The sequence below is a fragment of the Arsenicibacter sp. R0_47 genome, from assembly GCF_057652235.1.
In genome coordinates this window covers 176202-188358 of the sequence record NZ_JBYFCJ010000003.1, presented here as the reverse complement: position 1 = coordinate 188358, position 12157 = coordinate 176202, and the positions used below count along the sequence as shown (strand labels likewise).

Genomic DNA, 12157 nt, shown 5'->3' with positions numbered 1-12157 from the left:
AGCTATGCAACAGCCTATTCCCTGGAAACGAAAATTAAAAAACCTGTTATTCATTGACCTCAAAACGGTGGCCGCCGAACCGGCTTTTGAGCAGGTAAGTCCGCGTTTACAGCGCCAATGGGAACAGAAAGCCGCATATTTTCGTAGTGAAGATAACCGGACTACCTCAGACTGGTACGATCACCGCGCATCGCACTACGCCGAATTCGGTAAAATTGTCTGCATCGGCATCGGTGGCCTCTATTGGGATGACTCAGACCAGCCCAATCTGAAAATCAAGACGCTGGCCGATGATGATGAACGAAGCATTTTGCAGGAGTTTCTCCAGATCGTCAATCGTTACCCCCCCAACGAACTCGTTCTGTGTGCCCACAACGGCAAAGAATTCGATTTCCCGTATGTTTGCCGCCGGCTGATGATCAACGGCTTCCCGCTGCCGTCGGCCCTGCAGCTGGCCGGTAAAAAGCCGTGGGACATTCCGCATCAGGACACGATGGAGCGCTGGCGCTTCGGCGAAAGCCGCCACTACGTTCCGCTCGACCTGCTGGCTGCGGCGCTCAATGTTCCTGGCAAACAACTGGACATGACCGGCGACGATACCACGTTTGTTTACCACCAGGATCACGACATGAACCGCATCCGGCAATATACCCGCGATTCCATTTCGATGCTCGTTCAGGTTTACCTGCGCATGATCGGCGCCCCGCTGGTCGACGATAACCATATCGTTCATACCGACTGGGCACTTTGATGGTTGACGGGCGAAAGGCCCGTTTTTTGTATGCACAGACAATGGAACGGCAGCCATACCGCTGCTTTTCCGCAATGTCAGATTTTTAACACAGTAATACCGGTCGTTGTTGTTTTATCGCACACCCACATCGTATTGACACAGGATTCAGCCTGAACACAACAACACCACAACACGTAAATGAGAAATAAACCCAAAAACAATCAATACAACCGGGCTCAGTCGGGGCGTTCGCGCGAACAGAGTGCCGGTAGTTCAGGCAAGGACCGGCCACGCGCCGGTGGCCCGAAAGCGGCCGTTTCCTTCCTTGATGAAATGAAAGATGATCTGGCGGCCTTTTTCCGGATCAACAGCGAAGAATCGTTTTCGCAGCTTCAGGTACTCGACCACTTTGGCGTCGGCGACCGGAAAATGAAGCTGATTATGCATGGCCTGATCGGCGAACTTACCGATGAAGGCGTGCTGAGCCGTCTGGACGATGGCACGTTTAAAGCAAATGAATCGATAGCCACCATCGAAGGCACTGTCGACCACGTTAATGCGAAGTTTGCCTACATCGTTCCGACCGAAAACCGGACCGACCGTGACAGCGACATCTGGGTATCGACCGACGACCTGGCTGGTGCCATCGACGGCGACAAGGTCCGCGTGATGCGCTATGGCAGTGGTCAGGGCGGCCGTTCGCGCAAGCGGACCGAAGGGAAGGTAACTGAAATCCTGGAACGGGGCCGGTCCGAAATTGTCGGGCAGATCGAAGTATGGCCAACCTACGGCATCATTTCGCCCGACAGCAAAAAGCTGTATGACGATATTTATATTCCGAAAGATAAACTCGGCGCGGCCAACGACGGCGACAAGGTAATTATCCGGCTGACGAAATACCCCGATCAATTCAGCAAAAAAAGCCGTTTTGAAGGTGAGGTAATTACGGTATTGGGACAGGCCGGTCAGAACGATACCGAAATGCACGCGATTCTGGCTGAATTCGGTCTGCCAATTTCGTTCCCGGCTGCCGTTGAAGCCGAAGCGGAGCAGATACCGACCAAAATCAGCAAACGCGATCTGGCCAAACGCCGGGACTTCCGCGGGATCACCACCTTTACCATTGACCCGGTCGATGCGAAGGACTTTGACGATGCCCTGTCGTTTCAGTATCTCGACAACGGCAATTTCGAAATCGGGGTGCACATCGCCGATGTAACGCACTATGTGAAACCGGGTTCGCTGCTCGAAGAGGAAGCCTACAAGCGTGCAACCTCGGTGTATCTGGTCGACCGTGTGGTGCCTATGTTGCCCGAGAAACTGTCAAACGGACTGTGCTCACTCCGGCCGAACGAAGATAAACTGACGTTTTCGGCCGTATTTGAGATGACGCCCGACGCCCGCGTGGTCAACCGCTGGTTTGGCCGGACGGCTATTCACTCCGACCGCCGGTTTGCCTACGAAGAAGCCCAGGAAGTAATCGACAGCGGCAACGGTGATTACGTCGGTGAGCTGCGGCTGCTGAATGATCTGGCCAAAAAACTGCGCTCTGAGCGTTTCCGTCACGGAGCGATCAACTTTGAAACCGTTGAGGTAAAATTTAAACTCGACGAAAAAGGCGTGCCGATTGCGGTGTATCCGAAAATCCGGAAAGATGCCCATAAGCTGATCGAAGAATTCATGCTGCTGGCTAACAAAGAGGTTGCCGAGTTTGTACATGGCCTGTCGCCGAAGAAAAAGCGCGGCGTCGATGAAGAGCATGCCAACGTGATGGTATACCGCGTGCACGAAAATCCGGACGATGACCGGCTGCGGACCTTCGCCGACTTTGCCCGCCGGTTTGGCTATAAACTCCGGGTCGATGACGAGCATATCTCCGGGTCGATGAATAAATTCATGGACGAACTGGAAGGCAAGCCGGAGCAGCATATGCTTCAGCAACTCGCGATCCGGACCATGTCGAAGGCTCGGTACAGCATCGAAGATCTGGGCCACTTTGGTCTGGCCTTCCGGCGCTACTCGCACTTTACCTCGCCGATCCGCCGGTATCCGGATATGATGGCTCACCGTTTGTTGCAGCACTATCTGGACAAAGGCAAGCCCGTTGATGCGGAAGAGTACGAGAAAAAAAGCCGACACTCGTCGGAACGGGAGAAACTGGCCACCGAGGCCGAACGCGCCAGCATCAAATACAAGCAGGTGGAGTTTATGAGCCGGATCGGTACCAGCCAAACCTTTGAAGGGGTTATTTCGGGCGTAACGGAATTCGGTATTTTCGTGGAAATCACGGAAAACAGTTGCGAAGGACTGGTGCGGATGCAGGACCTGAACGACGACTATTACGAGTTCGACAAGGAGAATTACCGCATCATCGGCAGCCGGACAAAGCGGATTTTTACGTTCGGTGATAAAGTGGTTGTGCGGCTGAAGGAAACCAACCTGTCCCGCCGGAGTATGGATTTCTACCTCGTCAGCGACAGCACAGGTAAGCCTTACCGTACAGAAGCACCGAAAGAACGTAGCAATGCCGAAGGTGGTGGCTACCAGGGGCGCGGCCGTTCAGAACGGCCAAAGTCCAAAGTACCGTCAAAATTAGAGCTGAAACGCCGCGCGAAACGCCGGTAACGATAAAAAAAGCCCCCGCCGCGCAATCGCGGCGGGGGCCGAACCAAAGGTCCTACGCACTCAGCGCTCCCCCTTTCCTCCTGCTACCAGACCTTAATCCGGTCTTCTTTCGGTTTATACATCTTATCGCCCGGCTTCACATTAAACGCCTGATACCAGACATCCATGTTTGAAATCGGTCCGTTACAGCGGTATTGGCCGGGGGCGTGCGGGTCGGTCAGAATCAGCTGTGCCTGTTGCTCAGGCAATACATTGATCCGCCAGATTTGGCCCCAAGACAGGAAAAAGCGCTGATCCGGTGTAAAGCCGTCGATTTTCGTGTTGCTCTTTCCTTGTTTTGTTTTCTTGAACGCATCGTAGGCAATGGCCAGGCCACCCAGGTCGGCCAGGTTTTCGCCCAGGGTCAGCTTACCATTTACGGCCAGCGTATCCAGCACTTTGAAGCCGAAGAATTGTGCTTCGACCTTACCGGCGCGCTCCTTGAAGTTCGTGGCATCGTCTTTCGTCCACCAGTCACGCAGGGTCCCGTCGGCATCGTACTGACGGCCTGAGTCATCAAATCCGTGCGTCATTTCGTGGCCGATTACGGCACCGATACCACCATAATTTACGGCATCATCTGCCTCCGCATCAAAGAACGGGAACTGGAGAATGGCCGCCGGGAACGCGATTTCGTTATTTACGGGGTTGTAGTAGGCATTCACCGTCGGCGGCGTCATACCCCATTCGGTTTTGTCGACCGGCTTGCCCAGACGGTTAATCATGTAGTTGTACGACCACTTGCTGGCAGCCTTCACATTGCCAAAGAAATCATTCCGGCTGATGTCCACGCCATCGTAGTTTTTCCACTTGTCCGGATACCCGATTTTACGCTTAAACGATACCAGCTTATTAGTTGCCCGTTTTTTGGTTTCCTCACTCATCCAGTCCAGGGCCTGAATATGCTCCTTAAACGATGCTTCGAGGTTATCGACCAGCGTAATCATCCGCTGTTTGGCTTCCGGCTTGAAGTACTGCTGCACATACAGCTGCCCCAGCATATCGCCCAGCGTTCCGTCGATCAGGCTGCTCATCCGCTGCCAGCGCGGCGTCTGCTCTTTCTGGCCGGTCAGCACCTTCGTAAATGCAAAGTTCTGGTTAACAAAGGCGTCGCTCAGATACGGTGCGGCACCTTTTACAATGTTCCAGCGCATGTAAACCTTGAGGTCTTCAATCGGTGTTGCCGTCAGCAGACTGTCCACCGAGCGGAAAAACGCCGGACTCTGTACCAGAACGGTATCCTGCCCGCTAACACCCATTTTCGGCATCAGGCCTGCCCAATTCATGTGCGGTGTCTGCTTGCTGAAATCAGTAACGGTAAACTTGTTATAGGTTTTATATGGGTCGCGCATCTCCACACGGGCCATCTGGGCCTTTGCCAGTGCTGTTTCAAAACGCAGAATAATGTCTGCATTCTGAGACGCTTTTGTTGGCTCCTCGCCAACCAGACCAAACATTTTTGTGAGGTGATCGCGGTAGGCCTCACGGATTTTCTGGCTGCGCGGATCGTTTTTCAGGTAATAATCACGATCCGGTAATGTAGTACCGCCCTGCGACAGCTGCGGCAGGTACTTGCTTACGTTCTTACGGTCCTGCGACACGAAAAAGCCGTACAGCATGCCGTTTCCCTGCTTCCGTTGCAGCGCCATTTCATCCAGTGCGGCTTCTTTATTGGCCAGCTGCTCAATGCGGCTAAGGTCTGACTTGATCGGGTCAAAGCCTTTACGGTCGATGGTAGTACTGTCCATTCCGCTGGCGTAAAAATCGCCGACCATCTGATACAAACGCCCTTTGGTTGTGTTTTTACCGGCGCCTTCCAGCAGGTCTTTCATGGCCTGAACACTCTTCTCCCGCAGTTCATTGAAACTACCCCAGGATGTTTTTGATGCAGGAATCGGATTACTTTTCAGCCAGTTACCGTTTGCGTACTGGTAGAAGTTATCGCCCGGACGCACACTCATATCCATGTTCTGCGGGTCGATAAACTTGCGTTGAGGGGCTTTCGGTGCTTTCGGCGGCGTTGTGGCCAGCACACTGCCGGCCAGCGCAACGGCCGACAAAATAGCCAGTTGTTTTTTCATGTTGTGATGAAACGTGATTTAGTATTCTCTGTAAAGTTACACCAAAAACAAAGGGTTTAAAACACTCCATCTACCTGGTAGACTGAAATGCTTTAAACCCTTTGAACTATAGTTATTGGTCAAACGCTATTGACCTGCCTGGGCCGTGGTTGGCATCGCCGGCTGATATTGTTTTACGTACGTACCCGTCTTATACTGATCAAACGATTCTTTCTGATTGTGTCCGCCTCCGAAATACGTTGAAATCTGGTGGAAAACCCGTGGTTCCAGGTAGCCCGGCACCGGCTGGATCATTTCCATTTTTTCGTTCAGAAACACCGTTGTCGGGTAGCTCATCTGACCGTTCAGCAGGGCAATGGCCAGTTCATGGTTATTACCCTGCGTTTTAAACGTCCGCTGTCCCAGCACGATATCTTCTTTCTGCTCGGCGTTCAGCTTCACAGCGTAGTAGTTTTCGTTGACATAGTCAATAATAGCCGGTTGCGTAAACGTCTGCCGGTCCATCACCTTACACCAGCCGCACCAGTCTGTGTATACATCGATCACAAACTTTTTCGGTTTTTTCTGACTTGCCTCGAATGCTTCTTTAATCGACATCCAGTGAATTTTCTTTTCCGCAGGTTTAGGCTCCTGTGCCTGGCGGAACGAAAACAGGCCGACAACAGAAAAAATAAAGGCTGCCAGTATGATGAAACGACGGTTCATGGTCTCAGCGTTTTGTAAATCAGTGTTTATAGCTATAAAAGTAATAACCTATTGAACAAGTTCCATGCCGGACCTATTTTACCAGACCCAGCAAATACTGACCATAACCGCTTTTAACCAGCGGCTTAGCAATTTCGCAAAGCTGGTCGCTGTCGATAAAGCCCATTCGGTAGGCAATCTCTTCAATACATCCGATTTTGAGTCCCTGGCGTTCTTCAATCACCTGGACAAACTGCCCGGCCTGCATCAGCGACTGGAAGGTACCCGTATCGAGCCATGCCGTACCACGGTCAAGTACGCCTACTTTCAGGCGGCCCTGCTCCAGATACACACGGTTAATATCCGTAATTTCCAGTTCGCCCCGCGGCGACGGTTTAATGTTTTTCGCAATCTCTACCACATTGTTGTCGTAGAAGTACAGGCCCGGTACCGCATAGTTCGACTTCGGCTCCGTTGGCTTTTCTTCAATAGACACGACATTGTGATCGCTGTCGAATTCAACGACACCGTAACGCTCAGGGTCATGTACCTGATAAGCAAACACCACGCCGCCCTCCGGATCGTTGTTCGACTGCAACAGTTTCGACAGGCCGGAACCGTAGAAGATATTGTCGCCCAGCACCAGCGCAACCTTATCATCCCCGATAAAATCGGCACCGATGATAAACGCCTGAGCCAGCCCGTCCGGACTTGGCTGTACGGCATAGCTGAACGAGCAGCCGATCCGTGACCCGTCGCCCAGCAGCTTCTCGAAGTGAGGCAGGTCGTGTGGGGTTGAGATAATCAGGATGTCTTTAATGCCCGCCAGCATCAGAATCGACAGCGGGTAATAGATCATCGGCTTGTCGTAAACAGGCATCAGCTGTTTCGAAACTGCAAGCGTCAGTGGGTGCAACCGGGTGCCTGAGCCCCCCGCAAGGATAATACCTTTCATTAGGATTGAGTGATTGAGTGACTGAATGATTGAGTGGGCCAATGGCGCTGTCACTCATTCAGTCACTCAATCACAATTAATTATCTGTTTTCGTACATGTCTGAATAATAGCTCTGGTAGGCACCGGAGGTAACGTTATCGAGCCAGTCCTGATTGTTCAGGAACCAGTCGACCGTTTTTTCCAGACCTTCTTCAAATTGCAGCGAAGGCTCCCAGCCCAGTTCGCTCCGGATTTTGGCCGCGTCAATCGCATAGCGCAGATCGTGGCCGGCGCGGTCAGTTACGTAGGTAATCAGCCCTGCCGATGTGCCTTTCGGACGATCCAGCTTCCGGTCCATGATGTTACACAATAAGTGTACCAGATCAATATTCTTCCATTCGTTATGGCCGCCGATATTGTAGGTCTCGCCGTCTTTTCCGGTATGAAAAATCGTATCAATGGCAAGGGCGTGGTCAACAACGAACAGCCAGTCGCGTACGTTTTCGCCTTTGCCATATACCGGCAGCGGCTTATTGTTGCAGATGTTGTGAATCATCAGCGGAATCAGCTTCTCAGGGAAATGATTCGGGCCGTAGTTGTTGGAGCAGTTCGACAGCACAACCGGCATTTTGTAGGTATTGCCGTAGGCCCGTACAAAATGGTCAGACGCCGCTTTTGATGCCGAATACGGCGACTGCGGGTCATACGATGTTTCTTCCGTAAAGAAATCTTCCGGGTTATGCAGGGAGCCGTATACCTCATCCGTCGAAACATGGTAGAAGCGTTTGCCGTCAAAACCGGTTTCGCCCGCTTTCCAGGCATTTTTAGCCGCATTGAGCAGGTTTACCGTACCGACCACGTTGGTCATTACAAAGGACATCGGATCGGTAATCGACCGGTCTACGTGCGATTCAGCCGCCAGGTGAATCACACCATCCGGCTGTAGTTCTGTAAACAGGCCGTCCAGGAAGGCAGCATCCGTAATATCGCCTTTAACGAACATGTAGTTTGGTGCATGTTCAATATCTTTCAGGTTTGCCAGGTTACCGGCATACGTCAACTTGTCGAGGTTGATGATCTGGTATTCAGGATATTTGGTAACGAACAGCCGCACAACATGCGACCCGATAAACCCTGCACCTCCTGTTATGACAATCTTCTTCATGATGGTCAGTTATATAAGTCAGTTGAAATGGTGTTTGCGGGAAACACCGGTGTAGTCAGGCAATAGCCTGAACTGGTTATGTACGGATATGCTCCGCAGAAAATGAATAGAATACGGTATTACTTCGCCTGAAGCTTCTGCTGCCAGCGCCAGGCGTCGCTCAGCGATTCTGACAGCGAGCGTTTAGCCTGCCAGCCCAGGACGTTAGTGGCTTTATCAACATTGGCATAAATCTGCTCAACATCCCCCGGACGGCGCGGCCCGATGGTATAATTCAGCTTCACGCCGGTTGCGTCTTCAAAGGTATGGATCAATTCCAGCACAGAAGCACCCTGCCCCGTTCCGATATTGAACATATCGTAGAACGACGTTTCCGCCTGCTGATCGAGCAGCCGAAGGGCCTGCACATGCGCCTCGGCAAGGTCCATGACATGGATAAAATCACGGATGCAGCTGCCATCGGGCGTGTTGTAGTCGTCGCCGAAAACAGTCAGCTTATCCCGCAATCCGGCAGCAGTCTGTGTCAGGAACGGGACCAGATTGCTCGGTACGCCGCGGGGCAGCTCACCGATAACGGCGCTCGGATGGGCGCCGACCGGGTTAAAATAACGTAACGCAATAGCCTTTACCGGCATCTTTGCACGGACCGAATCGCGGATGATGTCTTCGCCCATCGCCTTGGTATTGCCATAAGGCGACTCTGCCGGCAGGCGCGGTGTCAGTTCCGTCACCGGTAAGTGTTCAGGCTGCCCGTATACCGTGCAGGACGACGAGAAGACCAGGTGCGGCACGTTGTGCGTGCTCATCAGTCCGAGCAGCGTCCACAGCGATCCGAGGTTGTTCCGGTAGTACTTCAGCGGTTTTTCAACCGATTCACCGACTGCCTTGTGGGCCGCAAAGTGAATCACGCCATGCAGGGCTTCTTTCCGGAAGATCTCGTCCATGGCTGCTTCGTCGTTACAGTCCACGGTATAACAGGTAACATCACGGCCGAGGATGGTGCGTAGCCCCTCCAGAACAGCAGGCTCTGAGTTATCAAAGTTATCCACGATAACAGGCTCAAAACCGGCTTCGATCAACGAAACCACGGTGTGCGAACCAATGAATCCGGCTCCGCCAGTGACCAGAATTTTTGGGAAGGAATGCGTTGAGGAATCCAAATCGTTTTTTGTAAAAATTTGTTATTATTTGTAGATAGCGACCCGGAAGCAGGTGCTATGTACAGGCCCGGTATTGATTGCCGGACAAAACTATAAAATTCAGTAACTTTCTGGAAATAGTATTTATTTAGAGACAGATAAAGCCGCCTGAATACATATGAACGAGAGCGAAATTAAAGCACTTATTTCTCTGCTGGACGATGAAGATCATGAGATTGCAGAGCACGTGGAGCAACGTATCAGGCAGTTGGGTGGTCAGATGATCCCGTTTCTGGAAACCGAGTGGAGTGAAAGCTTCAATCCTGTTTTGCAGAAACGCATCGAAGAGATCATTCATGACCTGCAGTACCAGAGTGTGCTGGAGCGGATGCGTATCTGGCACCAGGGCGGTGGTATGGACCTGCTGGAAGGTTTATGGATAATTGCAACTTACCAATATCCGGACCTCTCGCTCGATAAACTCCGGCAGGACCTTGAACAGTTTTATTACGATGTGTGGCTGGATTTTTCGCCCGAGATGCATCCGGTTGATCAGGTTAAGGCGCTGAATAATGCCTTTTTCAATAAGCTACGGTTTGGCGCCAATTCAAAGCACTTCCATTCTCCGGCCAATTCAATGATTAATCAGGTTATTGAGTCGCGCCGGGGGAATCCGATATCGCTTTGTATTATTTACATGATGATTGCCAAACGGCTGGGTATGCCCGTATACGGGGTTAACCTGCCTACCTTGTTTGTACTGACCTACAAAAATGACAACGGCGTGCAGTTTTACATCAATGTCTTTAACCGCGGACTCATTTTTTCGAAAAACGACATTGACCATTACATCGGCCAGCTGAACCTGAAGCACAACGATATCTTTTATCAACCCTGTACAAATCAGGATATTGTCCGGCGGATGCTGCGAAATCTGATGGTATCGTTTGAGAAAAACGGCGATACCGGACGCGTAAAAGAAGTAGAAGCGATTCTGGACATGGTCCGGGGCGATAACGATAGCCTGCCCCTGTCTGACTATACCCAGCGCTAGAACGCTACCGCCAGCAACCCGGGGCCGGTCCGGAAGCAAAAGATCTGAACCGGTCCTTCGGGAGGCGCTTCAAAATGATCGGGAAGGCGGACATGGCCGGTCAACTGTGTATCGTCATCGGCAAACGGCTCAATATGCAAATGTTCCCGAAAGGTGAGCTGCCGTTTGCCATATAATTTATACAGCGACTCCTTTGCACACCAGTACATGGCCAGCCGGTGCAGGCTACCACCGGCGTGCCGGATTTCTGCTTCCGACAAAACACGCGGCACCACGCGGGAAAACTGCGCCCGCAACGGCTCAATATCCAGACCCACCGGTTTGTCGGGGTGCCAGACGGCCGCCGCCCATCCGCTCGTATGCGACAGCGAAATATGCCCCGGTAAGCCAATCAGATGCGGTTTGCCGTATTCGTCCTTAACCATGCCGTGGTACGTAAATCCCTGGCTTTCGCTTAGCTGACGCATTGCCGACCGGCACGCCAGCCACTCAACACGCTGGGCCGGATGAGTAATTCCGGCTAGGTCAGCGTCTTCTTCGGGTGTCAGCCAAAGACCTGCCCGCAGCGCAGGTTCATCTTCATCAATTTCCCAGAGAAAAACCACACAAGCCCCGGCAGGCCGGAGCGTAGACAACAAGGGCATTTTCTTTTCGCTAATTTTGTGCGCAAAAATAGCATGACCCCGACAGCAACCGGCGATCTGCCCCAAAAAAAGGTCGTTGCCAGGCACAAAGGGTCGGCTGCACTACTATGTACGTTCAGAAGCTTGATACATTCGGCGGTCACCGCGAAGGCGTGTATGCACTGGAACCCGCTAAAGAGGCCGGTTCGTTTTTTTCGGCCGGTGGCGATGGCCTTATTGTGCGCTGGCAGCTGGCCCGCCCCGACCTGGGTGATTTAATTGCCCGCGTATCAGCCTCGGTTTACGCACTGGCGTATGATCCGGCACGAAATTGGCTGTGGGTTGCGCAGAACTATCAGGGTATCCACCGGATCGATCCGGACCGGAAAGAGACCATAGGATCGCTCCGGCTGACCTCGGCGGCTATTTATGATATTAAGCGTTATGAGAACCAGCTTTTTGTTGCACTTGGCGACGGCGTGGTCGTTGTGGTGGAGGCAGAACAGCTGGCCGTGCGCAAGCACCTGAAAGCATCGGACAAAAGCGCCCGGAGCATTGCCGTCAATCCTGTATCGGGCGAATTTGCCGTGGCCTACAGTGACCACATGATCCGTATTTTCGATCTGGAAACGCTGAACCTGAAACAGGTACTGACAGGACACGTTAATTCGGTGTTTACAGTAGCATACTCTCCGGACGGACGGTATCTGATGAGCGGCAGCCGCGATGCCCACCTGAAGGTCTGGGCGGTAAATGACAGCTACGCACTGGCAGACGACATTGTTGCGCACATGTTTTCGATCAATCACATCGTTTTCAGTCCGGACGGCACGTTGTTTGCAACAGCCAGTATGGATAAATCCATCAAAATCTGGAACGCAGAAACATTCAGACTACTGAAGGTGGTGGATCGGGCGCGGCACGCCGGACATGGCACGTCGGTAAACCGGCTGTTGTGGGAAACCGGTCAGGCGCACCTGCTCTCGGCAAGCGATGACCGGACGATTTCTGTCTGGTCGGTAAATGCTTTGCAAAACTGACCATAGAATAAAAAACGGTCTGATTCTTACAAATTCAGG

10 protein-coding genes are annotated in these 12157 nt (G+C 52.3%); 4 read left to right on the top strand and 6 right to left on the bottom strand.

What is annotated here, in order from left to right:
- Positions 1 to 4 precede the first annotated feature (4 nt).
- Both AC23NW_RS06795 and rnr read left to right on the top strand, forming a co-directional pair.
- A complete protein-coding gene (locus tag AC23NW_RS06795) occupies positions 5 to 751 on the top strand; it encodes a 3'-5' exonuclease (protein ID WP_293836536.1) in 747 nt (248 codons plus the stop codon).
- 180 nt (positions 752 to 931) lie between these two features.
- Positions 932 to 3358, top strand: a complete 2427-nt coding sequence (gene rnr / locus AC23NW_RS06790; RefSeq protein WP_293836534.1) for a ribonuclease R — start codon at positions 932 to 934, stop codon at positions 3356 to 3358.
- 83 nt (positions 3359 to 3441) lie between these two features.
- Here rnr and AC23NW_RS06785 read toward each other — a convergent pair whose 3' ends face one another.
- The 5 genes from AC23NW_RS06785 to galE form a co-directional block, all read right to left on the bottom strand.
- Positions 3442 to 5478: a M13 family metallopeptidase gene (locus AC23NW_RS06785; protein ID WP_487448510.1), complete on the bottom strand. Its 2037-nt coding sequence runs from the start codon at positions 5476 to 5478 to the stop codon at positions 3442 to 3444.
- A gap of 126 nt (positions 5479 to 5604) precedes the next feature.
- A complete protein-coding gene (locus AC23NW_RS06780) occupies positions 5605 to 6183 on the bottom strand; it encodes a thioredoxin family protein (protein ID WP_487448509.1) in 579 nt (192 codons plus the stop codon).
- Positions 6184 to 6256: 73 nt separating this feature from the next.
- Entirely contained in the window at positions 6257 to 7117 is an 861-nt protein-coding gene (gene rfbA / locus AC23NW_RS06775) for a glucose-1-phosphate thymidylyltransferase RfbA (protein WP_293845821.1), read from the bottom strand.
- Positions 7118 to 7197: 80 nt separating this feature from the next.
- Positions 7198 to 8262 (bottom strand): dTDP-glucose 4,6-dehydratase, encoded by a 1065-nt coding sequence (gene rfbB / locus AC23NW_RS06770; RefSeq protein WP_487448508.1) that lies wholly within the window; start codon positions 8260 to 8262, stop codon positions 7198 to 7200.
- A gap of 119 nt (positions 8263 to 8381) precedes the next feature.
- Positions 8382 to 9422, bottom strand: a complete 1041-nt coding sequence (gene galE, locus AC23NW_RS06765) for a UDP-glucose 4-epimerase GalE (RefSeq protein ID WP_487448507.1) — start codon at positions 9420 to 9422, stop codon at positions 8382 to 8384.
- A gap of 157 nt (positions 9423 to 9579) precedes the next feature.
- On the opposite strand from galE, the gene AC23NW_RS06760 reads away from it, so the two are divergent.
- Positions 9580 to 10455, top strand: a complete 876-nt coding sequence (locus AC23NW_RS06760; RefSeq protein ID WP_487448506.1) for a transglutaminase-like domain-containing protein — start codon at positions 9580 to 9582, stop codon at positions 10453 to 10455.
- Here the strand turns inward: AC23NW_RS06760 and AC23NW_RS06755 are convergent.
- Positions 10452 to 11099: a 4'-phosphopantetheinyl transferase family protein gene (locus tag AC23NW_RS06755; protein WP_487448505.1), complete on the bottom strand. Its 648-nt coding sequence runs from the start codon at positions 11097 to 11099 to the stop codon at positions 10452 to 10454. The two genes, AC23NW_RS06760 and AC23NW_RS06755, sit on opposite strands and share 4 nt — an antisense overlap.
- Positions 11100 to 11206: 107 nt before the next feature.
- Between AC23NW_RS06755 and AC23NW_RS06750 the strand changes: the two genes are divergently transcribed.
- The gene (locus tag AC23NW_RS06750) at positions 11207 to 12118 is read left to right on the top strand and encodes a WD40 repeat domain-containing protein (protein WP_487448504.1); all 912 of its coding nucleotides are present in this window, start codon (positions 11207 to 11209) and stop codon (positions 12116 to 12118) included.
- Positions 12119 to 12157 lie beyond the last annotated feature (39 nt).